29 protein-coding genes and 1 tRNA gene are annotated in these 26340 nt (G+C 70.9%); 8 read left to right on the top strand and 22 right to left on the bottom strand.

The window, feature by feature from the left end; translation table 11 throughout:
- Positions 1–11 precede the first annotated feature (11 nt).
- Complete coding sequence (locus AC2CHE_RS07100; RefSeq protein ID WP_484504088.1) at positions 12–341, bottom strand: hypothetical protein; 330 nt, start codon at positions 339–341, stop codon at positions 12–14.
- Between the two features lie 142 nt (positions 342–483).
- Between AC2CHE_RS07100 and istA the strand changes: the two genes are divergently transcribed.
- Together istA and istB are read left to right on the top strand one after the other, a co-directional pair.
- The gene (gene istA / locus AC2CHE_RS07095; RefSeq protein ID WP_484504087.1) at positions 484–2145 is read left to right on the top strand and encodes an IS21 family transposase; all 1662 of its coding nucleotides are present in this window, start codon (positions 484–486) and stop codon (positions 2143–2145) included.
- A complete protein-coding gene (gene istB, locus AC2CHE_RS07090) occupies positions 2142–2990 on the top strand; it encodes an IS21-like element helper ATPase IstB (RefSeq protein ID WP_481653313.1) in 849 nt (282 codons plus the stop codon). The genes istA and istB overlap by 4 nt, the downstream gene beginning before the upstream one ends.
- A gap of 107 nt (positions 2991–3097) precedes the next feature.
- On the opposite strand, the gene AC2CHE_RS07085 is transcribed toward istB, so the two are convergent.
- Together AC2CHE_RS07085 and AC2CHE_RS07080 are read right to left on the bottom strand one after the other, a co-directional pair.
- Positions 3098–3994 (bottom strand): aminoglycoside phosphotransferase family protein, encoded by an 897-nt coding sequence (locus AC2CHE_RS07085; protein ID WP_481653312.1) that lies wholly within the window; start codon positions 3992–3994, stop codon positions 3098–3100.
- A gap of 112 nt (positions 3995–4106) precedes the next feature.
- Positions 4107–4493 carry a hypothetical protein gene (locus AC2CHE_RS07080; protein ID WP_484504086.1) on the bottom strand — a complete coding sequence of 129 codons (387 nt, stop codon included), beginning with the start codon at positions 4491–4493 and terminating at the stop codon, positions 4107–4109.
- Positions 4494–4864: 371 nt separating this feature from the next.
- Between AC2CHE_RS07080 and AC2CHE_RS07075 the strand changes: the two genes are divergently transcribed.
- Positions 4865–5794 (top strand): ribonuclease Z, encoded by a 930-nt coding sequence (locus AC2CHE_RS07075; RefSeq protein ID WP_484504085.1) that lies wholly within the window; start codon positions 4865–4867, stop codon positions 5792–5794.
- Positions 5791–6300, top strand: coding sequence for a GNAT family N-acetyltransferase (locus tag AC2CHE_RS07070; RefSeq protein WP_484504084.1), 510 nt, complete (start codon positions 5791–5793; stop codon positions 6298–6300). Before AC2CHE_RS07075 ends, AC2CHE_RS07070 begins: the two co-directional genes overlap by 4 nt.
- Before the next feature lie 118 nt (positions 6301–6418).
- Here AC2CHE_RS07070 and AC2CHE_RS07065 read toward each other — a convergent pair whose 3' ends face one another.
- Positions 6419–7789 carry a cystathionine beta-synthase gene (locus tag AC2CHE_RS07065; protein WP_484504083.1) on the bottom strand — a complete coding sequence of 457 codons (1371 nt, stop codon included), beginning with the start codon at positions 7787–7789 and terminating at the stop codon, positions 6419–6421.
- An 82-nt stretch (positions 7790–7871) separates the two neighbouring features.
- Entirely contained in the window at positions 7872–8228 is a 357-nt protein-coding gene (locus tag AC2CHE_RS07060) for a YkvA family protein (RefSeq protein ID WP_484504082.1), read from the bottom strand.
- A gap of 139 nt (positions 8229–8367) precedes the next feature.
- Here AC2CHE_RS07060 and AC2CHE_RS07055 point away from each other — a divergent pair, with 139 nt between their 5' ends.
- From AC2CHE_RS07055 to AC2CHE_RS07045, 3 genes are all read left to right on the top strand, one after another.
- Complete coding sequence (locus AC2CHE_RS07055; RefSeq protein WP_484504081.1) at positions 8368–9420, top strand: SGNH/GDSL hydrolase family protein; 1053 nt, start codon at positions 8368–8370, stop codon at positions 9418–9420.
- Positions 9421–9466: 46 nt separating this feature from the next.
- On the top strand, positions 9467–10270 hold the full coding sequence (locus AC2CHE_RS07050; protein ID WP_484504080.1) for an SGNH/GDSL hydrolase family protein: 804 nt from the start codon (positions 9467–9469) through the stop codon (positions 10268–10270).
- A gap of 85 nt (positions 10271–10355) precedes the next feature.
- Entirely contained in the window at positions 10356–11618 is a 1263-nt protein-coding gene (locus AC2CHE_RS07045) for an acetyl-CoA C-acetyltransferase (RefSeq protein WP_484504079.1), read from the top strand.
- Between the two features lie 178 nt (positions 11619–11796).
- Here the strand turns inward: AC2CHE_RS07045 and AC2CHE_RS07040 are convergent, their stop codons facing one another.
- The 5 genes from AC2CHE_RS07040 to AC2CHE_RS07020 form a co-directional block, all read right to left on the bottom strand.
- Positions 11797–12123: a hypothetical protein gene (locus AC2CHE_RS07040; RefSeq protein ID WP_484504144.1), complete on the bottom strand. Its 327-nt coding sequence runs from the start codon at positions 12121–12123 to the stop codon at positions 11797–11799.
- Positions 12124–12359: 236 nt separating this feature from the next.
- Positions 12360–13193, bottom strand: a complete 834-nt coding sequence (locus tag AC2CHE_RS07035) for a Bax inhibitor-1/YccA family protein (RefSeq protein ID WP_484504078.1) — start codon at positions 13191–13193, stop codon at positions 12360–12362.
- 157 nt (positions 13194–13350) lie between these two features.
- Positions 13351–13638 carry a hypothetical protein gene (locus tag AC2CHE_RS07030; protein ID WP_484504077.1) on the bottom strand — a complete coding sequence of 96 codons (288 nt, stop codon included), beginning with the start codon at positions 13636–13638 and terminating at the stop codon, positions 13351–13353.
- Positions 13639–13684: 46 nt separating this feature from the next.
- Positions 13685–14029, bottom strand: a complete 345-nt coding sequence (locus AC2CHE_RS07025; RefSeq protein ID WP_484504076.1) for a hypothetical protein — start codon at positions 14027–14029, stop codon at positions 13685–13687.
- 200 nt (positions 14030–14229) lie between these two features.
- Positions 14230–14313, bottom strand: a tRNA-Leu gene (locus AC2CHE_RS07020).
- Between the two features lie 101 nt (positions 14314–14414).
- Here AC2CHE_RS07020 and AC2CHE_RS07015 point away from each other — a divergent pair.
- Positions 14415–16253, top strand: coding sequence for a DUF6311 domain-containing protein (locus AC2CHE_RS07015; RefSeq protein WP_484504075.1), 1839 nt, complete (start codon positions 14415–14417; stop codon positions 16251–16253).
- 34 nt (positions 16254–16287) lie between these two features.
- On the opposite strand, the gene AC2CHE_RS07010 is transcribed toward AC2CHE_RS07015, so the two are convergent.
- The 12 genes from AC2CHE_RS07010 to AC2CHE_RS06955 all read right to left on the bottom strand — a co-directional run.
- Positions 16288–17613 (bottom strand): NAD(P)/FAD-dependent oxidoreductase, encoded by a 1326-nt coding sequence (locus AC2CHE_RS07010; RefSeq protein WP_484504074.1) that lies wholly within the window; start codon positions 17611–17613, stop codon positions 16288–16290.
- A 155-nt stretch (positions 17614–17768) separates the two neighbouring features.
- The gene (locus tag AC2CHE_RS07005; RefSeq protein ID WP_484504073.1) at positions 17769–18332 is read right to left on the bottom strand and encodes a hypothetical protein; all 564 of its coding nucleotides are present in this window, start codon (positions 18330–18332) and stop codon (positions 17769–17771) included.
- Positions 18332–19705: a DUF58 domain-containing protein gene (locus AC2CHE_RS07000; RefSeq protein ID WP_484504072.1), complete on the bottom strand. Its 1374-nt coding sequence runs from the start codon at positions 19703–19705 to the stop codon at positions 18332–18334. The genes AC2CHE_RS07005 and AC2CHE_RS07000 overlap by 1 nt, the downstream gene beginning before the upstream one ends.
- Positions 19706–19711: 6 nt before the next feature.
- The gene (locus AC2CHE_RS06995) at positions 19712–20719 is read right to left on the bottom strand and encodes an AAA family ATPase (RefSeq protein WP_484504071.1); all 1008 of its coding nucleotides are present in this window, start codon (positions 20717–20719) and stop codon (positions 19712–19714) included.
- Positions 20719–21306: a hypothetical protein gene (locus AC2CHE_RS06990; RefSeq protein WP_484504070.1), complete on the bottom strand. Its 588-nt coding sequence runs from the start codon at positions 21304–21306 to the stop codon at positions 20719–20721. Before AC2CHE_RS06990 ends, AC2CHE_RS06995 begins: the two co-directional genes overlap by 1 nt.
- Positions 21303–22031 carry a DUF4129 domain-containing protein gene (locus tag AC2CHE_RS06985; RefSeq protein ID WP_484504069.1) on the bottom strand — a complete coding sequence of 243 codons (729 nt, stop codon included), beginning with the start codon at positions 22029–22031 and terminating at the stop codon, positions 21303–21305. Before AC2CHE_RS06985 ends, AC2CHE_RS06990 begins: the two co-directional genes overlap by 4 nt.
- Before the next feature lie 75 nt (positions 22032–22106).
- Positions 22107–22847, bottom strand: a complete 741-nt coding sequence (locus tag AC2CHE_RS06980) for a uracil-DNA glycosylase (protein ID WP_484504068.1) — start codon at positions 22845–22847, stop codon at positions 22107–22109.
- On the bottom strand, positions 22840–23526 hold the full coding sequence (locus AC2CHE_RS06975) for a dienelactone hydrolase family protein (RefSeq protein WP_484504067.1): 687 nt from the start codon (positions 23524–23526) through the stop codon (positions 22840–22842). Before AC2CHE_RS06975 ends, AC2CHE_RS06980 begins: the two co-directional genes overlap by 8 nt.
- A gap of 127 nt (positions 23527–23653) precedes the next feature.
- Complete coding sequence (locus tag AC2CHE_RS06970) at positions 23654–24607, bottom strand: Ppx/GppA phosphatase family protein (RefSeq protein WP_484504143.1); 954 nt, start codon at positions 24605–24607, stop codon at positions 23654–23656.
- A gap of 74 nt (positions 24608–24681) precedes the next feature.
- Positions 24682–25194: an amino-acid N-acetyltransferase gene (locus AC2CHE_RS06965; RefSeq protein WP_484504066.1), complete on the bottom strand. Its 513-nt coding sequence runs from the start codon at positions 25192–25194 to the stop codon at positions 24682–24684.
- Positions 25191–25748: a DUF501 domain-containing protein gene (locus AC2CHE_RS06960; RefSeq protein WP_484504065.1), complete on the bottom strand. Its 558-nt coding sequence runs from the start codon at positions 25746–25748 to the stop codon at positions 25191–25193. Before AC2CHE_RS06960 ends, AC2CHE_RS06965 begins: the two co-directional genes overlap by 4 nt.
- Positions 25749–25770: 22 nt before the next feature.
- Positions 25771–26340: FtsB family cell division protein (locus AC2CHE_RS06955; protein WP_484504064.1), on the bottom strand; the 570-nt coding region annotated here is incomplete at its 5' end.

The raw sequence follows: 26340 nt of genomic DNA, 5'->3' as shown, positions 1-26340 counted from the left end.
ACCCCCGCCGGTCAGCGCGCCCGCTCAGCGTGGGGTCGACTGGCCGGCGGACCGACGAGTTGCTGGGTCAGGTTCGCCAAGCCGGTGGCGGCGACCAGCGCCACGAGAAGTGTCAGGACCACTCCGTACCAGCGGGCGGGCAGAGCGTCGCTGACGACCACCGAGACCCCGAGCAGTCCTCCGACAAGATTCTCTGCCGCGCGCAGCCCTGGCCGGCGACGGTGTTCCGGCGGCTCGGTGGGCTCCCAGCTCAGAGCGTAGTTGAGGTAGATGACCACGATGAGCCACACGTAGGGCGAGCCGAACACCCGCTTGGCCGTGTCAGTCTGATCCGGACCCACTGTGACGGCTTGATTCAGACCCACCTGGCGGTCTGATGTCGACACGCCAGGGCTTGTGACGGCCTGATCTGGACCCACCGGGTGCGATGGTGTTGCTGCTTGGCGGCGACTTCCATTGGGCTTCGGCGGAGGGCAGGCCCGGATGACGGGGTCGCGGGTGGCGCAGTTCGAGAAGATCAGGCGGGACGCGCAGCGCGAGGAGCTGTCGATCCGCGAGTTGGCACGCCGGCACGGGGTCGGCCGGGCGACGGTGCGCCAGGCGCTGGCCTATTCGGTGCCTCCGGAGCGGAAGACGCCAGTCCGCAAGTCGCCGAAGTTGGACCCGTTGAAGGTGCACATCGACGCGATGTTGTTGTCCGACGTTACGGCGCCGCGTAAGCAGCGGCACACCGCCCGCCGGATCTTGGCGCGGTTGGTCGACGAGCACGGGGCTCAGGACATCACCTACTCCGCGGTCCGGGACTACGTCGCGCGCCGGCGACCCGAGATCACCGCTGATGCCGGTGTCGAGGTGGAAAACGCGTTCGTTCTGCAGACGCATCTGCCTGGGGCGGAGGCGGAGGTGGACTTCGGCGACGTCTACGTGATGCTCGCCGGCGAGCTGACGAAGTGCTTCCTGTTCACGCTGCGCCTGTCCGCGAGCGGCAAGGCATGTCACTCGGTGTTCGCCTTCCAAGGGCAGGAGGCGTTCATCGAAGGTCACGTGGATGCGTTCAACCGGCTCGGCGGCGTCCCCTACGACAAGGTCCGCTACGACAACCTGAAGTCCGCGGTGACAAGAGTCTTGTTCGGCCGCGGCCGCGACGAGTCCGAACGGTGGGTCGCGTTCCGCTCACACATGGGCTTCGACGCGTTCTACTGCCGCCCCGGTGTCGTGGGCGCGCACGAGAAAGGTGGCGTGGAAGGAGAAGTGGGCCGGTTCCGCCGCAACCACCTCACCCCGGTGCCGGTCGTCGCAACGCTCGCGGAGCTGAACGCGCGCATACGGGCGGCGGATGTCGCCGATGACGCGAGGCGGATCGACAACCGCGTCCACACCGTCGGTCAGGACTTCGCTGCCGAGGCACCGTCGTTGCGGCCGCTGCCGCGGGACGACTTCGACGCTGGGCTGTGGTTGACGCCGCGGGTTGACCGCTACGCGCGCGTCACCGTGCGGCAGTGCCACTACTCGGTGCCCGTTTCGCTGATTGGCCGGACGGTGCGCGTGTCGCTGCGCGCGTCGGAGCTGGTGATCTGCGACGGCCGGCGCGAGGTCGCGCGCCACCCGCGTCTGACCCGCAAAGGCGCGCAGTCACTGACTTTGGACCATTACCTCGAGGTGCTCGTACGCAAGCCCGGCGCGTTACCGGGCGCGACCGCGCTCGTGCAGGCCCGCGAGTCTGGGGTCTTCACCGCCGCGCATGAGGCGTTCTGGGCCGGCGCCCGCAAAGCCCATGGCGACTTCGGTGGTACTCAGGCGTTGATCGAGGTGCTGCTGTTGCACCGCAACCTCCCACACGCGGATGTCGTTGCCGCGCTCGGCCTCGTCGTCGGTGTCGGTGGAACGACCGCCGACGTCGTCGCGGTCGAAGCCCGCAAGCTCGCCCGGCTCCGCCCTGATCACACAGTCCCCGCCGAGGAGCCGCAGGCGGCACGGCGCGTGGTCAGCCTGACCGAACGACGGCTGCTGGACCCGGCCGCCGTGGTCGCCGGCCTCCCGCCGGACACGCGGCCGCTGCCCTCGGTCACGGCCTACGACGAGCTGCTGCCCCGCCGCGCCGCTGCTACGACCGCTGCTTCATCGACGCAAGGAGCTGTTTCATGACCAGCACCACGACTGCCCGCACAACAACCGGCCTGGCGGCGTCGGTCGCCCCATCAGCACGACGCCGACGCGGGATGACCGAGCAGGCGGCGGACGCGGCGGTCGACCAGGCTTGCCGGTCGTTGCGGCTGCCCACAGTGCGGATGCGGTTCGAAGAGGTTGTCACCGCAGCGGAGAAGGAGCAGCTGACCTACCGCGGCTTCCTCGCCGAGCTGCTCCTCGCCGAGTGCGACGACCGATCCCGGCGCCGCTCCGCGCGACGGGTCAAGGCCGCCGGGTTCCCGCGGGAGAAGTGGCTCGGCGACTTCGACTACGACGCCAACCCGAACGTCAACGCGGCCAGCATCCACGCCCTCGCCTCCGGCGCGTGGGTGCGCAAAGGCGAACCGTTATGCCTCGTCGGCGACTCGGGCACCGGGAAGTCGCACCTGCTCATCGGGCTCGGCGCCGCGGCGGCCGAAGTCGGGTTCCGGGTGAAGTACACGCTTGCCACCAAGCTGGTCAACGAGTTGTGCGAAGCCGCGGACGACAAGGTGCTTGCGAAGACGATCGCCCGCTACGGCCGCGTCGACCTGCTCCTGATCGACGAGCTCGGCTACATGGAACTCGACCGCCGCGGCGCCGAGATGCTCTTCCAAGTCCTCACTGAACGCGAGGAGAAAGCTTCCGTCGCCATCGCGTCGAACGAGTCGTTCTCCGGCTGGACAAAGACCTTCACCGACCCCAGGTTGTGCGCCGCGATCGTCGACCGACTCACCTTCGGCGGCCACATCATCGAAACCGGAACCGACTCCTACCGCCTCGCCCACTCCCGCGCGGCGCAGACCCACGCAGGAGACTTCTGAGGCCACCGGACGACGACGAGGACGACCCCCGAGCAACGTCCGACAAGCGACATGTGGATGTTTGTGGGAAGTTCCGGGAACTCGTTGTCGCGGCAGGCTTTGGTCCTTTATCCCGTCGAAGCGGGCGCGGAGGTTAACCGATCCAGCGCGTTCGAGATGAATGCGTCCCGACGGGTGATAAACAGGTCGGCGGTTAGGTCGGGTCGGCCTTGTCCGTCGTGCGCCTGGGCGAACTCCAGCATGTCCGTGGGCGATTGAAGCGCGGCCACTAGGTCGAACCGGGCGACGTCCGGGGCGGTGTGCCCCGCCACGGACTCCCAGCCGGCGAGGACGTCGTCGATAGCCTGCAGTCCATAGCTGATTGCCGCATCGAACCGCAGCGAACCAAGGTCGATGCTCGGGTGGCCGACGCCGGCGCAGTCCCAGTCGACGACTCCGGTGACGACATCGCCTTCGAGGAGGACGTTCCCCATCCACAGGTCGCCGTGGATCAACGTCCCGTAGCTAGGCTCCGCGGGCAGCGCCGCGAGTACGGATTCGGCTGCAAGGAGCAGGGGGGTGCCCCCGTGGCGTTGCCGCATGCTGGCGAAGTCGCAGAGCCCGATCGGCCGGTCGCGCCGAGGCAAGGCTTCCGTCGTCACGACCGGCACGGATTGGATTCTGGCGGCAAGCATCCCGAGCGCTCGCAGCCTGGCTGGGCTCGCTTCGACCGGGATGGTGCTGGAGCCGGGCACCGTCGTGCAGAGGATCCAGGGCTCGTCGGCTTCGAGGTCGGCATCGAGAAGAGTCGGGGCGGGCAGCCCGCCGCCGCAGGCGATGGCCAGGGCTGCGGCTTCGGTGCGCATCGCGCGACGCCAATGGGGTATGTCCACCCGCAGAACCGCCGTCCGTTCGGTGCCATCTGGGTCACGCAGGTGCAGCAACCACGGCGACCGTCCGTCGCGGAGCCCACGCGAGGACACGAGTGCGGACTTGCCGAGTGCAGCGGCCGGGAATTGGGTCATTCGTGCAGACTTCCACGGCACCAGAGGTCTTGTCGCAGCATTAATGGGCCGACGGCTGCCGCTTCCGACCGAGCAGCTCAGCATCCGCGGATAGGGCCCAGGTGGGTCTGAGTCAGGCCGTCAGGGTGGGTCCGGTTCGGGTTGACACAGCCACCCGCTCGCCCGCCACCGACCAACTGGTGGTCCAGACCCGTGCGGCGGCAAGCAAGACGACCACCAGAATCGGCAGCCCGACCAGCACGATCAGCAGGGCCCGGCGCGCCTCGTGGGGTCGACGGAGCACCGGCTCGACGCCCGCATGGCGGCCCCGCAGCCGCCGCCACGCCGAGATGCCACCGGCCCGCAGCGGGTCGAACAGCAGCGAGACGACCAGGAACAGCACCAGCAGCTCGGGAAAGTCGGTTTCCAGGTCCGCATTGAGACGGTCGACCAACACGAAGAAGATCAGGAGTACGCCCACGGCCTTGGCCGCCTCACCCCGCCAGCCGCGACCCGTCATGACCGCGATGGTGCCAGTTGCGGGCCAGGCGAGTGGAGCGCCGGGGTGGTCTGCAGCTTTCCGGAGCCGAAACGATGTGATCGAAATCCGTTGCCGCTGGCGGCGACGCTGGATAGCGTGGCGGTACACGGGAAAGGAGGTGGTCCAGACTTGTATAGCAATCGGACTCGTGAGGTGGCTGTCCGCTAGCCGCTGTCCTCGACAGTGACTGCCCGTCCCTCGGGACGGGCACGGTAAGAGTCGTCGAGACCGTGTGGCAGCGGTGCGGCGAAACCACGACAGCCACCCGACCCCCGGGGTGCCGGCCCAGTCCAGCCGGCCCGCGTAAGCGCGGAAGCCCCGGGGGTCGCTTCATTTGACCGGAGGCGGCCGTGTCCATGCGCGAGCTGGTGGTGCTCGGCACGGCGAGTCAGGCGCCCACCCGGGACCGCAACCACAACGGGTACGTGCTGCGGTGGGACGACGAGGTGATCCTCTTCGACCCCGGCGAGGGCAGCCAGCGGCAACTGCTGCACACCGGCGTCACCGCCACCGACCTGACCCGGATCTGCGTCACCCACTTCCACGGTGATCACTGTCTCGGCCTGCCCGGCACCATCCAACGCCTGTCCCTGGACCGGGTGCCGCATCCGGTGGCGGTGCACTTCCCGGCCGGCGGCGCCGACTACTTCGCCCGGCTGCGGCACGCCAGTTCGTTCCACGAGACCGCCGAGCTGGCCGTCACCCCGATCGAGGCGGACGGGCAACGGATCGTGCTGCGGCACGGGACGTTGGAGGCACGCCGGCTGCGGCACCCCATCGAGACGTACGGCTATCGGCTGGTGGAGCCCGACGGGTGCCGGATGCTGCCGGAGAGGCTGGCCGCGTACGGCATCGCCGGGCCGGCGGTCGGTGAGCTGCAACGCACCGGCCACCTCGACCTCGACGGGCGGCGCGTCACCCGGGAGGAGGTGAGCACGCCACGGCCGGGGCAGCGGTTCGCCTTCGTGATGGACACCGGCCTCTGCGACGGGGTGTACGCGCTGGCCGAGCAGGCCGATCTGCTGGTCATCGAGTCGACGTTCCTGGAGTCGGAGGCCGCGCTCGCCGCCGAGGTCGGGCACCTGACCGCCGGCCAGGCCGCGCGGGTGGCGGCCGAGTCAGGGGTACGCCGACTCGTGCTCACCCACTTCTCCCAGCGGTACGCCGATCCGGCCCGCTTCGTCGACGAGGCCCGCCGGCACTTCGACGGAGACCTGGTGATCGCCGAGGATCTGACCACGATTCAGGTGCCACCCCGACGGGTACCTTCGGTCGAGTGACCGTCACGCTGCGTCCGGCAGGGTCCGCTGATCTCCTGCCGGTGGGTGCCCTGCATCAACGTTCCCGGGTCGCCGCCTACTCCTCGTTCCTGCCGGCGGAGGCGCTGGTCGATCCGACCCCGGAGGCGATGGGCGAATACTGGGTGCAGCGATGGACCTGGGAGCGGGTCGACCACCTGATGACCGTGGCCGAGCGGGACGGCACCCTGGCCGGCTTCAGCTACTTCGGCCCCGACGACGCGGGCGATCCCGCGACCGGGCTGCTCAACGCCATCCACCTGGAACCGTCCGAGCGGGGTCGCGGCGTCGGCCGGGCGTTGATGGTCGACGCCCTGGCCAAGATGCGGGCGCGAAGCTGGCGCTGCGCGGTGCTCTGGGTACTGCGCGACAACACCCACGCCCGCCTCTTCTACGAGCGCGGCGGCTGGCACCCCACCGGCTGGCAGCGCAACGAGATGATCGGCCAAGCGCTAACTCCCCAACTGCGCTACACCCGCCCCCTCTGATCCCCACCCAGCTCATCCCGTTGATCATGAGGTTAGCGGCAATTTCCGATCTCCACGATGCCGCTAACCTCATGATCAACACTGGGGTGGGCAGGGTGTAGCGGGGTTGGGGGCTGGGTCAGCGGGCGCCGAGGTGGGCGAGCAGGTCCTGGCGGGTGAGGACGCCCTTGGGTTTACCGTCGATCAGGACCAACGCGGCGTCGGACTTCTCCAGCAGGTTTACCGCCTCGCTGACCGGCTGGCCACCACCGACCATCGGCAGCGGCGGCCCCATGTGCCGCTCGATGGTGTCGTGCAGGTGCGCCTGACCGGTGAAGAGCGCGTCGAGCAGATCCTTCTCGGCGATCGAGCCGGCCACCTCGCCGGTCACCACCGGCGGCTCGGCCTTGAGCACCGGCAACTGCGAGACGCCGTACTCGCGCATGTAGTCGATGGCGTCTCGGACCGTCTCGGTCGGGTGCACGTGGACCAGCTCGGGCAGACCGCCCGGCTTGCCGGCCAGGGCCTGGGACACCGTGGGCTCGGATCCGGAGGCGTCGAGGAAGCCGTAGCGGGCCATCCAGGCGTCGTTGAAGATCTTGGAGAGGTAGCCCCGGCCACCGTCCGGCAGCAGCACCACGATCACGTCGTCCGGGCCGGCGGCGCGCGCCACCTCCAGCGCCGCGACCGCTGCCATCCCGCAGGAGCCACCGACCAGCAGCCCCTCCTCGCGGGCCAGGCGCCGGGTCATCTCGAAGGACTGCTTGTCCGAGACCTCGATGATCTGGTCGGCCATGTTCCGGTCGTACGTCTCCGGCCAGAAATCCTCGCCGACCCCCTCGACCAGGTACGGCCGACCGGTGCCGCCGGAGTAGACCGAGCCCTCCGGGTCAGCGCCGATGATCTTGACGGCGCCGTTGGATGCCTCCTTCAGGTAGCGCCCGATGCCGGAGATGGTGCCGCCGGTACCCACCCCGGCGACGAAGTGGGTGATCCGTCCCTCGGTCTGCTTCCACAGCTCCGGGCCGGTGGTCTCGTAGTGCGAACGCGGGTTCGCCGGGTTGGCGTACTGGTTGGGCTTCCATGCGCCGGAGATCTCCCGGGTTAGCCGGTCGGAGACGTTGTAGTACGAGCGCGGGTCCTCCGGCGCGACGGCGGTCGGGCAGACCACCACCTCGGCACCGTACGCCCGCAGCACGTCCTGCTTGTCCTGGCTGACCTTGTCGGGGCAGACGAACACACAGCGGTAGCCCCGGAGCTGAGCCACCAGAGCCAGCCCGACGCCGGTGTTGCCGCTGGTCGGCTCGACGATGGTGCCGCCAGGGCGGAGGATTCCCGCCGCCTCGGCGTCCTCCACCATGCGCAGCGCGATCCGGTCCTTCACCGACCCGCCGGGGTTGAGGTACTCCACCTTCGCCAGCACCGTCGCCTGGATGCCCTCGGCGACGTTACGTAGCCGTACCAGCGGCGTGTTGCCGATCATTTCGACGACGTTGTCGTAGTACTGCACCTCGTTGTGCCCTTTCGATCCGGCGCCGGCACGCCAGGCCGGGCGGGTGAACCAGGTGGAATTCCCGCCCAGAGTACGTCGGTCAGGGCACCACGTGGCCGGGGACCACGGTGCTGCGACGTGCCTCCCACTCCAGGAAACGCTCGGTCTCGGCAAGCACCGAACCGGCCAGCCAGGTGACCATCACCGCGTCGTCGATCAGCCCGAACACGGCGAGGAACATTTCCGGCACCGCGTCGATCGGCGAGACGATGTACGCCGTGGCCGCGGTCATCATGGCCAGCCGTAGTCCGCCGTCGTACTGGCCACGCGCGGTGGCCGCGATCATCCTGGGCAGCGCCCCGATCCGGGCGCCGAGCGACGGCCCGCCCCGGGCACCGGCGGTGATCGCCCGGGCCAGGGACACGAACGCTGCCCCTCGCTTCAACGTCTTAGCCATCGTCGTGCTCCTCTCCACGTGCAGCGTGACGCCTCGCCGCAACACCCTCCATCCAAGTACCCAGCACGGTCGTTTTTCAGGCACCGGAGCGCCGCGACGACGACAGCGCAGCGTCAGACAGCCGCGCTAGTGTCACGGTATGGGGGTCGCTGGTTCCGTCGTGCCGGATCGTCCGCGCTGGCCGCGTGCCCTGCGGGTGGCCCGGCTCGCGGCCATCGCCACAGGCACCACGGCGGCGGCCGCGGCGGCGACGACAGGTGTGCTCTTCGGTCAGGCCCGGCAGGCCCGGCGCACCATTCCGATGGCCGAGGCACCACCACCACGCTGCGACGGGGTCTACGGCGCGAAGTTCCCCGGGCCCACGATCGCCATGGTCATTCTCGGCGACTCGTCGGCCGCCGGTTACGGGGTGCACCGACGCCGGGAGACGCCGGGCGCGTTGTTGGCCACCGGCCTGTCCCGGCGTCTGCGGCGTCCCGTCCGGTTGCACCGTTTCGCGGTGGTGGGCGCCATCTCGGCCGGCCTGCGGTTCCAGGTGGAGGCGGCCCTGGAGTGCGAGCCCGAGGTCGCCGTCATCCTCATCGGCGGCAACGACATCACCAACCGCACCCCGTCGGCCCTGGCCGTGCGGTATCTCGTCGAGGGGGTCCGGGCACTGCGCGCGGGCGGTGCCGAGGTGATCGTCGGGACCTGCCCGGACCTGGGCGCGATCCGACCCATCCAGCCGCCGCTGCGCTGGTTGGCCCGCCGGTGGAGCCGGCAGCTCGCTGCCGCACAAACGGTCGCGGTGGTGTCGGCCGGTGGTTGGACGGTCTCCCTCGGCGACCTGCTCGGCCCCCGGTTCACCGCCGAGCCGGGGCGGATGTTCGCCTGGGACCGGTTCCACCCCTCCGCCGAGGGCTACGCGGCGGCTGCCGCCGCCCTGTTGCCGACGGTGCTCGCCGCGCTGGGCCACGGCGCCGAACGCAGGCCTTCGCCAACACGGCTCGAAGGCGTACGGTCGTTGCCGAAGGCCGCGCAGGAGGCTGCTCGGCACCCGGGGACGGAGGTCAGCGGTACGCAGGTCCGGGGCAGCGATGGCGGTCCGGCGGGCCGTTGGGGGCAGCTGCGCCGGCGGGGCTTCTTCGGTGTCGGTCCGACGCCGCAGCCAGCCCGCACCGTCGACTCACCCGCAGTGGAGGGATTCTCATGACCGAGCGGATCAGGGGCCGGTCCGGTCCCGGCGTGGGGGCGGCATCATGACCAATCTCTTCGCCGGCACCCAGGTCGCCGTGCGGGTTGCCCGTACCACCGCGTTGTCCCTGCTCGCGGGCGCGCTCGGCGGGGCCGCGGTGCTCGCCGGCGAGGCCGTGGTGGCGCGCAACCGTCGCTACGCCCAGCCAGAACTCGGCCTGGCACTGCGGGCGACCGTCGGTCGGGCCGGTGCCCCACCGTTACGCCTGGTGCTGCTCGGTGACTCCTCCGCCCTCGGCGTCGGAGTGGACCGGCTCGGCGACACCATCGGCGGGCAGTTGGCGGAGTTGCTCGCGGAGGGGCCGGGCGGCCGTCAGGTGCACCTGTCCAGCGTCGGTGTCTCCGGCTCGCGCTCGACCGACCTGGCTACCCAGGTGGCGCGGGCGCTGCTCGGCGAGCGGCCGGACGTGGCGGTCGTCCTGGTCGGAGCCAACGACGTCACCAGCATGCGCCGGCCGACCGAGGCCGCCGCCTACCTCGGCGCGGCCGTGCACCGGCTGCGCCAGGCCGGCGTCGAGGTCGTGGTCGGCACCTGCCCGGATCTCGGTGCCGTACGCGCGATCGCGTCGCCGCTGCGGCACGTCGTCGGCTGGATGGGGCACCGCGTCGCCCGGGCACAGACCGATGCGGTACTCGACGCCGGCGGGACGGTGGTCGACCTGGCCACCGAGACGGGCCCGGTGTTCCGGGCCGACGCCGGCACGTTCTGTCAGGACGGCTACCACCCCTCCGCCGACGGTTACCGGGTCTGGGCCCACGCCCTGCTACCCGCGGTGGCCGCCGCCGCGGCCGTCACCCCACACCACTGACCGGGTCTGCTCGTCCGACGTGAGGTGACATTTCCCGGCCGGCGAAAACTTCCGCCGCTAGTTACCGGCGAGTTAACGTGACGGCATGCCGATTGAGTCGCCCCGCGACGCCGTCATCGTCGCCACCGCCCGCTCCCCCATCGGCCGGGCCCACAAGGGGTCCCTACGTGATCTCCGCCCGGACGATCTGGCCGCCACCATCGTGCAGGCGGCCCTGACCAAGGTGCCGCAACTCGACCCGCGACAGATTGACGACCTTTATCTCGGGTGCGGACTGCCCGGCGGCGAGCAGGGTTTCAACATGGCTCGCGTGGTCGCCGTGCTGATGGGCCTCGACGGCCTACCCGGCGCGACCCTCACCCGCTACTGCGCATCCTCGTTGCAGACGACGCGGATGGCCATGCACGCGATCCGGGCCGGTGAGGGCGACGTCTTCATCTCCGCCGGCGTCGAAATGGTCTCCCGTTACGCACGCGGCAGCTCCGACGGCCTGCCGCCCGAGGCTCAGGCCCTGCTCGGCGGCGGCTGGGAGAACCCGCGCTTCGCGTCGGCACGCGAACGGTCCCAGGCTCGCGCCGAGGCGGGCGCGCCGGTCTGGACCGACCCGCGCGAGAAGGACGCGCTACCCGACGTCTACCTGGCCATGGGACAGACCGCCGAGAATCTCGCCCAGGTGTACGACGTCAGCCGCGCGGACATGGACGCTTTCGGCGTACGCAGCCAGAACCTGGCCGAGAAGGCTACCGCCGACGGCTTCTGGGCCCGCGAGATCACCCCGGTCACCACGCCCGACGGCACGATGGTCAGCACCGACGACGGCCCCCGAGCCGGGGTCACCCTGGAGGCGGTATCCGAGCTGAAGCCGGTCTTCCGCCCGGACGGTCGGATCACCGCCGGCAACTGCTGCCCGCTCAACGACGGGGCCGCCGCCGTGGTCGTGATGAGCGCCCAGCGGGCCGAGGAACTGGGCATCACCCCGCTGGCCCGGATCGTCTCCACGGGCGTCACCGCGCTGTCACCCGAGATCATGGGCCTCGGCCCGGTGGAGGCGAGCCGGCAGGCACTCGAACGCGCCGGTATGACCATCGACGACGTCGACCTGGTCGAGATCAACGAGGCGTTCGCCGCCCAGGTGATTCCGTCGTACCGTCAACTCGGCATCCCCGAGGAGAAGCTGAACGTGATGGGCGGCGCGATCGCCGTCGGCCACCCCTTCGGGATGACCGGCGCCCGGATCACCGGCACGCTGCTCAACGCCCTGCAGTGGCACGACAAGACCATCGGCTTGGAGACCATGTGCGTCGGTGGCGGGCAGGGCATGGCGATGGTCGTCGAGCGCCTGAGCTGACTGAGCGTCGGCCGCCGGCACTCGGCTCGGCCGGCGCTCAACGCGGTCGCGACATGCGGCAACTCGGGCCATCGGCTCGGTGGTAGACCCCGGCTTGCCGCATGTCGGGCCGCTTGAGGGGTCGTTGGGCCAGGCCGGCAGTTCCTGAGGACCGGCTCGGACCGGCTCGGACCGGTCGCTAGAGCGCGGTCCGGGTCGCGGTGACCTCGGTGGCGGCCCGGGCCAGGGCCTCCTCGCTCGGATCCGCGGCAAGCAGGTCAGCGGTGACCACCCGAAGCTGGTCGGGCAGAGCGAGGTCGTTGTCGAGCCGGGGTACGTCTCGTCGTGGCTGCCCCTCCGCGTCCGCGGCGAGGTTGGCGATCTCCTGCACCAACCGGTGGACCAGATCCGCCCGGGACACGTTGCCGACCGATGCGGCAGCTGACCACCGCGGCTGCTGCCAGTGGCTGACCTGAAGCACCAACAACTCCACCCCCCGCGCAACCTCCACCGTCCCCGCCTCCATCCCCACCCCCGCACTCTACGCACCCACCCCCCGCTGTCCCGCCGATCATGCAGTTATGGTTGCCGATCCGCCCCATCCGCCCGTTATGGCGCGACCACAAGTGCATGATCGACGAGGTGGGGTGGGTGGGGTGGGTGGGGTGGGTGGGGTGGGGTGGGTGGGGTGGGGTGGGTGGGAGACGACGGCGCCCGCCCCGGGTGGGGCGGGCGCCGGTCGGGCGTGGTTGGGTGGTGCGGTCAGTCGTCGCCCTGGAAGTAGCTCAGCAGGCGCAGCATCTCGATGTAGAGCCAGATCAGGCTGACCAGGATGCCGAACGCGGCCATCCAGGAGTAGCGCTGCGGCAGGCCCATCCGGACACCGTCCTCGACCTCCTTGAAGCTGAGGATGAAGCTCAGCGAGGCCACCACGATGCAGACGATGCTGAACCCGATGGCCAGCGGGCCGCCGTCACGCAGGCCGGTGTTGACTCCGAAGAGCGCCAGCACGAGATTGATCAGCATGACGGCGAACAGGCCCGCCATCACCGCGATCATGCCCTTGACGAACTTCGGCGTGGCCCGGATGACCCGCGCCTTGTAGAGCATGGCCATCACGAAGAAGACACCGAAGGTCGCGGTCGCCGCCTGGAGCACGATGCCGTCGTACAGCGATTCGAAGAACTTGCTCACCGCACCGACGAGGACACCCTCGACGACGGCGTACGCGACGACGAGTGCCGGGTTCGCCATCCGGGAGAACGAGATGATCAAGCCGAGCACCAGGCCGACGATGGCCGCACCGATCCAGGCGACGCCGAGCAGCTCGTCGGGCACCAGAGCCCACGCCGCGGCGGCGGCGACACCGACGATTGCCAGGAGGGTGACCGTCTTGACCACCACGTCGTCGATCGACATGGGGGTGACCGCCGGCGGGGCCGACGGAAAGCCGGGCGCGCCGGGGTAGCCGGCCTGCGGCGGAACCTGCTGGGGGTAGCCGGGCTGTCCGTACGGCCCGGACGGGACGTACCCGGCGGCCCGCTCCCGCTCGGCCGCCTGACCAAGCCGGGCGAGCACCGGGTTCGAAGTCTTCACTGTCTGGCCTCCCTCAGGGGGTCTCATTGCACGTCAACGTGCAACACAAGAGTAAACGTCCCGACCAGCCCTTGGAGATCGCCAAGCTGAGGGAAAGCTGAGAGCTGAGCCGAACGGCACCTGAGCACCGGCGCCGGCCCACCTCGTGCCGCCACCGTCAGTGCTCCTCCCATCGATCCTCGCTGGCTTCCTGCGGGGACGTGGTCTTCCTCAGCACGCCCTGCAGTACCAGTGCACCGGCGAGCACGGCGGCGCCCAGTGCGGTCGAGAGCGTCGCCACCACACTCGTGACGAGAAAGGCCAGACCATAGCCCAGAGTGCCGACGCGGAACAGGTCACTGATCGAGACCATCGCGTCGTCCAGGAGCGTCCGGGCCAGGACCGCGACGACGAGCAGCGCGATTCCGGCCCTGAACATGGCGCGAGGCGTGACTTCCTGGGGCATTATCATTCCCCTCTTGACGAATTCGCCGATCGGGTAGAACTTATCACTACCGCGACAGACAGAAGCTCTTGACCGACTGGCCAAATCTGGACAGATATGCCTCGAACTTCAGCGAACCATCCTCAAGATTGTTGAGGGTGGCAATGTCGGCGTTGGACAACGTACCCTCCACCATCTCCTTCAAGCCGGGATAGAGTTTATCGAGGTATGGCGCCTGTGCGCGCCACTCGTCCCGATGGATCGCGTACGTGACCAGCGCGCCCGACGCGAACCGTACGCAGGCGCTGTCATTCTCGTGCGCGGCGAGGGCACCCGTTTCGACCGGCGGAACATCTTGCAAAACAGATGATGATCCGTCTACCTCATCTGCAATGACCGCCCCTCCGGGCACCTCTGAGGCTGTATTCGATCCCTCGTGCCGGCCGATGGCCTACGCATTTCCGGCCCGAGCGGAAATTGGGATAGTTGGCGACGGGCGGAGCCGGCCCACCGCAGACCGCTCAACCGCATAATCAGCAAGCGGGCCTCATATTTCCGCGGCGCCTTCACCGATCTTGCGCCAGCCGACCAGCGGCCGCGCGTATCGCGAGGTGGTGCCCGGGGCGGGGGTCGAACCCGCATGCCTTGCGGCAGCCGCTTTTAAGGCGGCCGTGTCTGCCTTTCCACCACCCGGGCGGGTGACACCGGCGTGTCGGCACGTACGGTGCAGTGCCACGGTAGCGGGTTCGTCGCCACTGCGGCGTCCCCCACAGAGCACCGCCGCTAGGGTCGAGGCCGTGAGCAGCCGCGCACCCATCGCCCCCACCGACGAGGTGGCAACACAGGCGGATCACCCCCGCGCCCGGGTACGCCGGCCGCGGCTCACCCGGTTGGGTCGGACGGTTGCCCGGCATCGGATCGACCTGCTGGTGGGGCTGCTCTTCGCGGTGTTCGCCGGCGCGCTCACCCACCGCCTCTGGGCCGACCCGAGCGGTCTGGTGCTCGCACTCAACCCCGAGGACCAGGTGCTCTACGAGTGGTTCCTGGCCGTCGACGCGCGGGCACTGCTTGGCGACTTCGGTCTGTCCACCGACCGGCTCAACGCCCCCGACGGGGTCAACCTGATGGCCAACACGTCGGTGATCGCGCTCGGTGTGCTGTTCGCCCCGGTCACCCTCCTGTTCGGCGCTCCGGTCACCTTCACCCTGCTCGTGACGCTCAACCTCGCCGGCACCGCGACCGCCTGGTACCTGCTGTTCAGCCGTACGCTGCGAGCCCGCCGGGCCGCCGCGACGCTGGGTGGTGCGCTGTGCGGTTTCGCCCCAGGCATGGTGTCCCAGAGCAACAGCCATCTGCACATGACGGCGCAGTGGCTGCTACCGGTCATCGTCTGGCTGGTCGTACGCCTGCTCCGGGCGGCCGACCCCGCCGCTGGGGCGGCTGCCGGCGTGCCCGACCGACGACGGCTGACCACCTCCGCGCTCGGGTTGGCCGCCGCCGTCTCCACCCAGGTGCTCATCGGCGAGGAGGTGCTGTTCCTCGCCGCACTCACCCTGCTGGTGATGGCGGCGACGATGATCGTCGCGGACCGTGACCTGACCCGCCGGGCGTTGCCCGCCTTCGCCGGTGCGACGGCCCTCGCCGCCGCTGCGGCCCTACTGGTGCTCGCCCGGCCGTTGTGGTTGCAGTTCGCCGGCCCCCTCGGCGTCGCCGACGGCATGTTCAGCCCGCACTACTTCTCCGCTGACCTGCGCAGTTGGTGGGCGGTCTCCCCGCTCTCGCTGCTCGGCGACGACCGCTCCGCCCAGTTGAGCACCGGCCCGGCCGAGTACAACACCTTTTTGGGCTGGCCGCTGCTGGTGGTCACCGCCGGCTGCGCCGTCTGGCTGGGACGCCGCCCGCTGGTGCTGGCCTGCATCACCGGCATCCTGGTGATGGGTGCGCTCTCGCTCGGTCCCGAAGTGGTCGTCGACGGCGACGGCACCGGTCTACCCGGGCCGTACGCGCTGCTCGGTGGCCTGCCGGTGGTCGACGGCGCGCTACCGATGCGGTTCGCCCTCGCCGTACCGCCGCTGGTCGCGACGCTGCTGGTGCTGGCGGTCGATCGGGCGCTGCGCGGCACGGGCCGGACCCGCCGGCTGACGCTGGTCGCGGTCACCGTGGCGGCGGTACCGCTGATCCCGGCACCGCTGCCCACCGCGCACCGACCGCCGGTGCCGGAGTTCGTCACCGCCGGCCACTGGCGCACCTGCGTCGAGCCGGGCGGGGTGCTGGTGCCGGTGCCACTGGCCACCCCCAAGGAGCCGTGGCCGATGCGGTGGGCGACCGCCGCCGACGCCGCGTTCAGCATGCCGCAGGGCTTCTTCATCGGCCCGCACGGCCGGGGCGGCAGCGCCGCGATGGGCGTCGCCCCGCGACCCACCTCCGCCCTGCTGGCCGAGGTGGCCCGCAGCGGCCTCCGCCCGGTCGTCGGCGACGAGCAGCGCCGCCGCGCCGCGGCGGACGTCGAACACTGGGGTGCCTCGTGCGTGGTGCTGGCGGCCGACACCGCGCACGCCGACAGTCTGCGCCTGACGCTGGAGGCGCTCTACGGTCCGTCGACCCGACTCACCGACGCCTGGTACTGGCGGGTCTGAGCACGTGGGGCGCCATTGGCGCCCCACGTGGGCCTCACACCTTCGCCTGCGGCTGGGACGCCTCGGCGAACTCCTCGCGCGGATCGTGCAACTGGCCGAGGGCCACCACCTCACGCTTGAGCACGAACGCCAGCGTCCAGTCCACCACGACCCGGACCTTCCGGTTCAGCGACGGGATCCGGGTCATGTGGTACGTCCGGTGCATGAACCACGCCGGCCAGCCGGTCATCTTGATGCCGTAGACCTGGGCGACACCCTTGTGCAGGCCGAGGCTGGCCACGCTGCCGACGTGCTTGTGCTTGTAGGGGACCGGCGCGCGGCCCCGGAGCACGGCGACGATGTTGTCGGCCACCCGCTGGGCCTGGCGTACCGCGTGCTGGGCGCTCGGCGAGCAGTAGTTGCCCGGCGGCTTGGTCAGGTCAGGTACGGCGGCACAGTCACCGGCGCTCCAGGCGCCCTCGACCACCCGGTCACCGTCGACCACCTGGAGGGTCGGCAGGCAGGTGACCCGGCGCCGCTCATCGCGGGGGAAGTCGGTCGCGTCAAGCATCGGCGACGGCTTCACCCCGGCGGTCCAGACGATGGTGTCCGCGCTGAAGCTGTCCCCGTCGGAGAGCTTGACCACCCCGTCGACGCAGGACTCCAGCCGGGTGTCGAGCCGGATGTCCATGTTCCGCTTCAACAACTGCTGCACCGTGTAGGCGCCCATGTCCCGGTCGACCTCCGGCAGCACCCGCTGGGTGGCCTCGACCAGCACCCACCGCATGTCTGACGTGTTCAGTTCCGGGTAGTACTTCAGCGCGTGGCGGGCCATGTCCTCCATCTCGGCCAGCGCCTCGATGCCGGCGTACCCGCCACCGACGAAGACGAAGGTCAGCGCCCGACGGCGCACCTCCGGGTCGGTCGTGGCGGCGGCCACGTCGATCTGTTCGAGCACGTGGTTGCGCAGGTAGATGGCCTCACCGATGGTCTTGAAGCCGATGCCGTGCTCGTGCAGGCCGGGGATCGGCAGGGTCCGGGAGACCGAGCCGGGGGCGACCACCACGTGGTCGTAGGTGATCTCGCGGGGCGGGCCGATGATCGGCTGCACCGTGACTGTTCTGCTCGCGTGGTCGATCCGGGTGACCGCACCGGCCACCACCTTGCACCGGCGCAACTCTCGACGCAGCGGCACCACGGAGTGCCGTGGGGAGATGTTTCCCGCCGACGCTTCGGGCAGGAACGGCTGGTACGTCATGTGCGGCTGGGGGTCGACGACGACGACCTCAGCCTCACGGGGACTCAGCTTCTTCGACAGGCGCAGCGCCGCGTAGAGACCGACATGCCCGGCACCCACCACAAGGATCCGCTTCGGGTTCACGCCTACCATCTTTCCCCCACCGACAGCGGAAATCCCGGTTGCGGCCCTCTTCTGTGACCGAGCACAAGGCGGCTGTGACCCCGGTAACGCCGGCCCTTGTCGCCACTCTGGACGCGAGCACACCGCTTGTCACTCGGGTCCCGGCGGTCCCTGGTTCACCTGCGTCGTAACAGACCGGCCAGCAACGCGGTCATCCCGACGGCCAGCAGCAGACCGGCCACCGTGACCGCCTGCCAGCCGCCGTCGGCGGCCCGCACACCGGCGAGTTCGAGCAGCAGCACGCCGAGCACCGACGTGGCGAGCAACACTCCGGCAGCGCGGGTGAGCCAACGCATTATCACGTCCGGGTCCACCACGGCGTCGTACGGCAGCACCGCCACCAACGCGCAGAGCGTGTGGGTCAGGTAGAGCGCCACGGCCACCGCCATCAGCCGCCACAACGCGATCGGCCGGTTGTACCCGTCGGTGGCGAGCAACCATCCGCCGACCGTGACCAGGGCGGCGAAGGTCGGCCACAGCCGGCGCGGCATCAGGGCCGGCAACGCCGCGACCGCCACCAGCGGGCCCAGTGCCCGCCCGACCACGACCTCGGCGGGGTACGCCAGCAACAGCCCCACAAGTGTGCTGAGGAAGATCCCCACCCGGACCAGTACCGGAGCCAGGGAGATCCGCACCGCGGCGTCCCGCAACGCCCGGAACCGCCCGATGACCGACCCCATCACCGGCCACCCACCCGGGGGGCGGTGGCGAGCCTCGCCACGTCGCGCAGCACCTGGTCGAGACTGCCGGCGCCGGCCCACGGCACCACCGGCACCCCGTGCTCCCGCAGCTGCGCGATCATCGTGTCCCGGTCCAGTCGCCACAGCCGGTACGCCACCTCGACCCAGCCCCGATCCTTGGGTGGTGACAGGTCTGCCGGAAGCGTGTCGACGGCCACCACGAACCGCCCCGAACGGGCCAACCGGGCCAACATCTGCGCCGACCGCTCCTCCAGCAGCGGGGTGAGCACCACCACCAACGCGTCCGCGGAGAGCAGTTGCGGGCCGAACACGTGATCGTACGGCTCGTGCGGGGAGGACTGGGCCTGCACGTCCAACAGCCACTCCAGCGCGGTCAGGTACTGCCGTCGTCCGGTTGCCGGGCGCAGCCGCCGGGCACTCGGGCCGTACTCCAACAGCGCCACCCGGTCACCCCGGTGCAGGTAGTGCTCGGCGATGGCGGCGGCAGCCCGGACCGTGGTGTCCAACACCGACGCCGTACCGGTGACTCCACCGGAGCGGCCCGCCTCGGCCAGCACGTCGAGCAGCACGACCACTTCGGCGTCCCGGTCGGAGAGAGTGGCCGCCACGTGCAGTTGCCGGGCCCGCAGCGACACCCGCCAGTCGATGCGGCGCAACCGATCACCGGGGGCGAAGACCCGCACCCCGGCGAGTTCGCCGCCCTCACCGGAACGACGCGAGTGGTGGGCCCCGACCAGGCCGGCGGCCCGGGGCATCACCTCGACCGCCTCGAACGGCTCGGTCTTCGGGTACACCTTCGACCGGACCGGTTCGACGATCACCGCACGCGAGACGAGCAGGCCCTGCGCGGCGGCGACCCGGGCGCCCGCCGGGCCCAGCGGATGCCGACCCCACCGCAGCGCGGTACCGGCCAACTCCAGGTCGACGGCGGTGTCCGGCGCGACGGACGTGACGAACGGACGGTCCGCCATGGTCGGTCGGCCGGCGCCGACGACCGTGCTGCCGGCGACACCCGCGCGCTCGACCCGCAGCCACGGTGAGACCCGGATACGCAGCACCGCCACGTCGTAGGGGACCGCGCCCGGGTTGCCGACGGTGACCGTCCCGGTCATCGCGCTGCCCTCCACCAGCGGGTCCTCGTCGGCGCTGAGCCACACCCGGGGCAGTTCGACGGGCCGGCGTCGCAACGCGTACGCGGTGCCGAGCACGAACGGGACGGCCAGCACGATCAGATCCACCCGTCCCAGCAGCACCGCGGCGACCAGAAGCAGGCCGGTGAGCAGCACCGCCCGACCGAACGCCCAGGTGGGCGTCCAGTTGGTCGGTGCCGTTCGCTCGCTCCGCTCGCTCACGCCGGGTCAGTCTCCCGGCCGGCCGGCGGCGTGGCTGGGCAGCGCGCCGCTTGCCGGCGCCGGGGTGCCGTCGAGTACCTCACCGACCACGAAGGACGGATCGACCCGCCGCAGCCACATCTCGGGCCGCAACGTGATCCGGTGGGCCAGCGCCGGGGCAGCGACGTCCTTGACGTCCTCGGGAACCACGTAGTCCCGCCCGGAGAGCACCGCCCTTACCCGGGACAGCAACATCAGCGCCAGCGAGCCCCGCGGCGACGCGCCCACCAGCACCGACGGGTGCTCGCGGGTGGCCGCGGTCAACGCCACGATGTACCGGCCCACCGAGTCCTCCACCACGACGTCCTCCAACGCCGCCTGCATGGCGCGCAGCGTGCCGGCGTCGACCACCGGTTTGATGTCGGACTCCTCCCGGCGGCGCGCCATCCGCCGACGCAGCACCTCCCATTCCTCGTCCTGCTCCGGGTAGCCGAACGACACCCGCAGCAGGAACCGGTCCAGCTGCGCCTCCGGCAGTGGATAGGTGCCCTCGTACTCGATGGGGTTGGCGGTGGCGAGCACGTGGAACGGCTCGTCCAGCCGGTACGTCACGCCCTCCACCGACACCTGCTTCTCCTGCATCGCCTCCAGCAGGGCCGACTGCGTCTTGGGCGGGGTGCGGTTGATCTCGTCGGCGAGCAGCAGGTTGGTGAAGACCGGCCCGGCCCGGAAGGTGAAGTCACCGCTGCGCTGGTCGTAGAGGAACGAGCCGGTGACGTCGGCGGGCAGCAGGTCGGGGGTGAACTGCAGGCGCCGGAAATCCAGGCCCAGCGCCTGGGCGAAGGAGCGCGCGGTGAGTGTCTTGCCCAGCCCCGGCAGATCCTCGAGCAGCACGTGGCCGCCGGCGAGGATGCCGGCCAGCACCAACTCCAGGGCGTCCCGCTTGCCGACCACGACCTGGCCCACCGCGTCCAGTACGGCCCGGGCGAGGCGACCTACCTCGGCGGGGGGCATCGTCCGGCCGACGTCGTTCATCAGATTTTCTCCAGTTCGGCGACGATCGCCGCGAGGTCGCGCGGCGAAGGGGTGCGGCGGGGTGGGGTTTCCAGGAACGTCGACAGGTCATCGCCCAGCAGGGCGCGTGCCCGGGCCGGATCCGACTCGCGGGTGACGCCGTGCTTCAGGCGCATCCGCTCGTCCGCCAACTCGGCCAGGCGGGGCAGGATCACAGTGGTGAACCGTTCGGGGCGCGTCTTGGACCACTCCAGGGGAGTCGCCCAACCGTTGATCGCCACTCGCAGCGCGTCCCGGGCGTCCCAGTTGTAGGTGCCCGGCTCCTCCCCGCCCCGCGACGACGAACCGCCCTGACCGGACTTCGGTGGTGGGGCGAGGGTGGCGACGATCCGGCGCACCACCAGCAGCGCGACCACGGCAGCGACCAGCACCAGCAACGACACCCGCAGGCCGACCGCGCGCAGCCCGGCGATGGCCACCACGGTCACCGCCGCGGTGACACCCAGCACGCCGACGACGGTACGCAGCCGCCCGCCCCGGCGCGGCTCGGACCGGATCGGCCGCTCCTCCGAGAAGCTGAGCAGGTCGTCGATACTCGTGCTGCTCACGTCGGCTCCCGCTCGGCCAGTGCGGTCAGTTCGCCGCGCAACCGGCGCAGCGCCGCCCGGGCCTGGTCCCTGGTCCGTTCGTCCACCGGGCGGGTGGCGTACCGGGCCCCGCGGTAGACGTCCGCGAACTCGGCCAGCACGTCGGCGCTCACGATCGCCGGCACGCCGGTGGACGGGTCACCACGAAGCAGCCGGGTGACCAGGTCGGTGGGGGTGTCGCCGGTCAACCGGGGTACCCCGGCGCCGGCCGCGGCCTCTTCGAGGCGTACCCAGCAGGCGATCACTGCGGTCCGCGGATCGGTGGCCCGGTCGTCCAGATCGACCAGGCCGGCGTCGACGGCCGCCACCACCTCGGCGGCGGCGCCCTCGGCGCTGTGCCGGGTCGGCTGCGCGGGCAGTGCCCGGGTGACCCGACGCGCCACCCCCCGCGCCACGGTCCAGAGCAGATAGCTGAGGGCGGCGAGCAGCGCCAGCCCGAGCACCGCCACCGCCACCGTGCCGAGCCAGGACGGAATCCGGGTGCGGGTCTCCTCGGCGGCCTCGCGGGGCTCGGCCGGGATCGACGGGCGCGGCTCCCCGCTCGGATACTCGAGCACGAAGGGCGCATCCTTGACGGCGGGCGGTATCCGGCTCGCGCCGATCGACGAGTGCGCGGTGGCCAGGGTCACGGCGGCGAGCAGGGCGATCACCGCCGTCACCGGCCACCAGCTGCGAAGCACGTCCATCGGTTACCTCCGGGCCATCGGGACGTACGGCGGGACGGCACGCGTACCGTCCGCCATCGTCATCGCCCCGCCGCCTCAGTCCACCCCGGCCAGCAGTTTCGCCCGGGCGAACACATCGTCCAGCATCTTTGGTGTCAGCCGACCGGTGAAGGTGTTCTGCTGGCTGACGTGGTAGCAACCGAGCAGTTCCGGTCCGACCGTGCCGGACCAGTGTGCCCCATGCCCGAACGACGGTCGCGGGCTGGGCGGAGGGACGCCGTACCCGGCACGTAAAGCCGGCCACCACGCGGCCCAGGCAAAGGCACCCAGCGCCACCACCACCCGCAGCGTCGGCCGGATCAGCTCGACCTCCCGATGCAGCCAGGGCGCGCAGGTGTCCCGCTCGGCCGGGGTGGGCTTGTTGTCCGGTGGGGCGCAGCGTACGGCGGCGAAGATCCTCGTCTCGCGCAGCGCCAGCCCGTCGTCGGCGGCCACACTCGTCGGCTGGTTTGCCAGGCCGGCCCGGTGCAGGGCGGCGAAGAGCACGTCTCCGGACCGGTCGCCGGTGAAGATCCGACCGGTGCGGTTGCCGCCGTGCGCGGCCGGGGCCAGCCCGAGGATGGCGATCCGGGCCGTCGGATCGCCGAAGCCGGGCACCGGCCGTCCCCAGTACTCCTGATCGCGGAAGGCCGCCCGCTTCGTGCGGGCGACCTTCTCCCGCCAGCCGACCAGCCGGGGGCAGGCGAAACAGTCGGCGACGGCCGCGTCCAGGTCGGTCAGATCCGTCGCCCGCGTGGCGCGGGCGACAACTTCGACGGGGGTACGCGACTCAGCCAAGCTTGGCCCGGAAGAGTTCCAGGGTGCGTGCCCAGGCGCTGGTGGCGGCCCGTTGGTCGAACTTCTCGGGTCGGTCCTCGTTGAAGAAGGCGTGTGCGGTGCCCGGGTAGTCGTGCAGTTGGCAGCTGCCGCCGGAGTTCTCGATGGCCCGGCGTACCGCCTGAACACCCGGGTCCGCGGAGGTGCCGTCCGCCTCGGAGCAGTGCACCAGCGCATCCTTGCCCGCGTAGTCGGTCCACTCGGTACGCATGCCCTCCCAGGGCAACCGGGGGTAGAAGGCGGCGGTGGCGACGATCCGCTCGGAGAAGTTCGCTGCCCACAGCGCCAGACTGGCCCCGGCACAGAAGCCGGCGCAGCCCACCTTTCCGGTGACCTCGACCCGGCCGGCGAGGTAGTCGGCGGCGGCGGCGATCTCCCGCGCCGTCTCGTCCATCTGCGGCCCGTTGAGCAGGCGCCGCGGCTCACTCGGCTTCCCAGCCGGCCCGCCGTGCCGGAAATCGGGGGCGAGGGCGACGAAGCCCGCCTCGGCGAAACGGTCCACCACCGACCTGATGTGCGGCACCAGGCCCCACCAGTCCTGAATCACGATCACTGCCGGGCTTGCCGCGCCGGTGGCAGGTATCGCGAGATATCCCTCACCCGTGCCGCCATCACCACGGTAGGTCACCATCTCGCCCATCGGCCCGTCCTCCTAGCGGTCAGTCATCGTTGGCTGGTCGCCCAGTGGTCCTACGTCCGGGTAGCCTGCCACGCGGTGACCACCGCCGGGAAGATGCCGGAGCAGTGGCATTCACCTCCCGTTCGCACTAGCGCCGATACCTACCGTTCGCGTTTGCGAGACTCCAGGCGATGCCGTCCAGGATGTCGTGCTCGGAGGCGACCACGGCGGCCAGGCCGGCCCGCTCCATGGCGACGCGGAGCACCAACGCGCCGGCACCGATCACGTCCGCGCGGCCGGGGTGCATCACCGGGACGGCCAGACGCTGCTCGCGCGTCATGGCCAGCAGGTCGGCGGTCACCTCCGCCACCCGGTCGTACGACACCCGGGCGTGATGAATGCGGGCCGGGTCGTACCCGGTGAGGCCCTCGGCGATCGCGACCACGGTGGTGACCGACCCGGCGAGCCCGACGAGTGTGGCCGCCTCCCGTCCCGGCACTGCCGTCAGCGCCCGATCCACCGCAACCGCGATATCAGCCTGGGCGGCGGCGATCTCGTCCAGGCTCGGCGGGTCGCCGTGCAGGTGCCGCTCCGTCATCCGTACGCAGCCGACGTCCATGGAGATCGCGGCGTCGACACCACCGTCGCGGGTACCGACGACGAACTCGGTCGAGCCGCCACCGATGTCCAGCACCAGGTACGGCGACGGCGCGTCGGCGGGCAGGCCGCGTACCGCTCCGGTGAACGACAGCCGCGCCTCCTCGTCCCCGCTGACCACCTCCGGCGCGACCCCGAGCGTCTGCTCGACCATCGCGCGGAAGTCGGCCGCGTTCTCGGCGTCCCGGCTGGCCGACGTGGCACACATCCGCACCCGTTCGGCACCCAGCTTGTCGATCTCGGCGGCGTAGCCGGCGAGCGCGACCCGGGTCCGCTCGATCGCCTCCGGGGCGAGCCGGCCGGTGGCGTCCACCCCCTGACCGAGCCGGACGATCTCCATCCGCCGGCTCCGGTCGACCAGCGGGGCGGCCGGCCCGGCCGACGGGTGTGGCAGATCGGCAACCAGCAACCGGATCGAGTTGGTGCCACAGTCGATGGCCGCCACACGCGTCGTCACGACGAAGACCCTACCGCCACACCCGCAACCCGAGCCGTTGCACCATCAGAGGCGTTGCAGCATCAGAGGCGTAGCAGCATGCGGGTGTTGCCCAGGGTGTTCGGCTTGACCCGTTCCAGGTCGAGGAACTCGGCGACACCCTCGTCGTACGAACGCAGGAGTTGCTCGTAGACCGGATGCGGCACCGGGGCCCCGTCGATCTCGGCGAAGCCGAACGTGCCGAAGAACCGGGTCTCGAAGGTCAGCACGAAGATGCGGGCCACCCCCAACTCCCGTGCCGCGTCGATCAGCTCCGCGACGATCCGGTGCCCGATCCGCTGGCCCCGGCTGCGGGGATCAACCGCCACCGTACGGATCTCGGCCAGGTCCTCCCACATCACGTGCAGCGCGCCGCAGCCCACCACCGCACCGTCGGAGAGCCGGCTGGCGACCCGGAACTCCTGCACGTCCTCGTACAGGGTGACCGTGGCCTTGCTGAGCAGACGGCGATCGTCGGTGTAGGTGTCGACGAGCCGTCGGATCGCCCGCACGTCGGCGGTCCGGGCCCGCCGGACCACGACGTCGCCCTCGCTCACCCGGCCTCCGTGACGTCGACACAGCGTCCGGTCGTCCACCACGGCTCGACCAGGTCGAGCGTCTCGTCGCCGAACGGGTTCACCCCCGGACCGGCGGCGAGCGCGTGGCCGAGCTGGACGTGCAGGCACTTGACCCGGCCGGGCATCCCGCCGGCCGAGATGCCGGCGATCTCGGGCACCTCGGCGATGGCGTCCCGCCGGGCCAGGTAGTCCTCGTGGGCGGCGCGGTACCGGGCGGCCAGCTCCGGGTCCGCGGCCAGCCGCTCCGCCATTTCCTTCATCAGGCCGGCCGACTCCAGCCGGCTGCACGCCGCGGTCGCCCGGGGGCAGGTCAGGTAGAACAGCGTCGGGAAGGGGGTGCCGTCGGCCAGCCGGGGAGTCGTCTCCACCACGTCGGGCAGACCGCACGGGCACCGGTGGGCCACCGCCCGGGTGCCGCGGGGTGGGCGTCCGAGCTGCGCGGCCACCGCGGCCAGGTCGGCCTCCGTGGCCGGCTCCCGCTTGGGCGGGGGTACGGAGGCCGCCGCCGGCTCGTGCGGTGGTACGACAGTCACGATGCCATCTCTCGTCGGGTGCTCAGTCTTCGATCTGGTGGGCGTCGGCGGCCCGGACACTGGACCAGAGGGTGTCGTACCAGGGGTCGGGGGTGACCGGAGTGGACGGGTCCTGCGCGGTGCCCGCCTCGCGGGCCGCGCCGGCCGGGTCGTCGAGCAGGATGAGCATCTTCTCACCGGGCCGCCGCATGAAGAACCGCTCCCGGGCCTGGGTCTCGATGTACGCCTTGTCCTGCCACTTCTCCGCCTGGGTGGTCAGCCCGGCGATCAGCTTCCGCTGGGCCGCCTGCGCAGCCTCCATCCGCTCGATGTCGGCCTGCTGATCCAGGTAGACCCGGACCGGATAGGTGTAGGCCAGGGCGAGCGCGATCAGCACCGCGAACAGCACTGTGGCCCGGCCGGTGAGACCTCGGGATCGGGGCGCGGACAGCCGCGTCACCGCACCACCGGCAGCCGTGCGCCGGGCGGCGGCGGGGCGCTTGGCGGCAGCCAGCTCCTGCCGGTAGAGGATGTTCACCGCACCCTGCGCGCCCATCACCGCGATCTGGGCGGTCGGCCAGGCGAAGTTGAGGTCGGCCCCCAGGTGCTTGGA

Source organism: Micromonospora sp. ATLC16 (assembly GCF_057196645.1).
Note: the sequence above shows the minus strand (reverse complement) of the source record. Positions and strands in the feature narration are given on the sequence as shown.

What these genes read in the sequence shown, in the direction of transcription:
- AC2CHE_RS07060 (WP_484504082.1), bottom strand. Translation starts at nt 8,228, where the DNA reads ATGGCTAAGACGTTGAAGCGAGGGGCAGCGTTCGTGTCCCTGGCCCGG.
- istA (WP_484504087.1), top strand. Translation starts at nt 484, where the DNA reads ATGACGGGGTCGCGGGTGGCGCAGTTCGAGAAGATCAGGCGGGACGCG.
- AC2CHE_RS07005 (WP_484504073.1), bottom strand. Translation starts at nt 18,332, where the DNA reads ATGGGGTCGGTCATCGGGCGGTTCCGGGCGTTGCGGGACGCCGCGGTG.
- AC2CHE_RS07085 (WP_481653312.1), bottom strand. Translation starts at nt 3,994, where the DNA reads ATGACCCAATTCCCGGCCGCTGCACTCGGCAAGTCCGCACTCGTGTCC.
- AC2CHE_RS07030 (WP_484504077.1), bottom strand. Translation starts at nt 13,638, where the DNA reads ATGCCCCAGGAAGTCACGCCTCGCGCCATGTTCAGGGCCGGAATCGCG.
- AC2CHE_RS07040 (WP_484504144.1), bottom strand. Translation starts at nt 12,123, where the DNA reads ATGGAGGCGGGGACGGTGGAGGTTGCGCGGGGGGTGGAGTTGTTGGTG.
- istB (WP_481653313.1), top strand. Translation starts at nt 2,142, where the DNA reads ATGACCAGCACCACGACTGCCCGCACAACAACCGGCCTGGCGGCGTCG.
- AC2CHE_RS06985 (WP_484504069.1), bottom strand. Translation starts at nt 22,031, where the DNA reads ATGGACGTGCTTCGCAGCTGGTGGCCGGTGACGGCGGTGATCGCCCTG.
- AC2CHE_RS07080 (WP_484504086.1), bottom strand. Translation starts at nt 4,493, where the DNA reads ATGACGGGTCGCGGCTGGCGGGGTGAGGCGGCCAAGGCCGTGGGCGTA.
- AC2CHE_RS07050 (WP_484504080.1), top strand. Translation starts at nt 9,467, where the DNA reads ATGACCAATCTCTTCGCCGGCACCCAGGTCGCCGTGCGGGTTGCCCGT.
- AC2CHE_RS07055 (WP_484504081.1), top strand. Translation starts at nt 8,368, where the DNA reads ATGGGGGTCGCTGGTTCCGTCGTGCCGGATCGTCCGCGCTGGCCGCGT.
- AC2CHE_RS07045 (WP_484504079.1), top strand. Translation starts at nt 10,356, where the DNA reads ATGCCGATTGAGTCGCCCCGCGACGCCGTCATCGTCGCCACCGCCCGC.
- AC2CHE_RS06975 (WP_484504067.1), bottom strand. Translation starts at nt 23,526, where the DNA reads ATGGGCGAGATGGTGACCTACCGTGGTGATGGCGGCACGGGTGAGGGA.
- AC2CHE_RS06995 (WP_484504071.1), bottom strand. Translation starts at nt 20,719, where the DNA reads ATGAACGACGTCGGCCGGACGATGCCCCCCGCCGAGGTAGGTCGCCTC.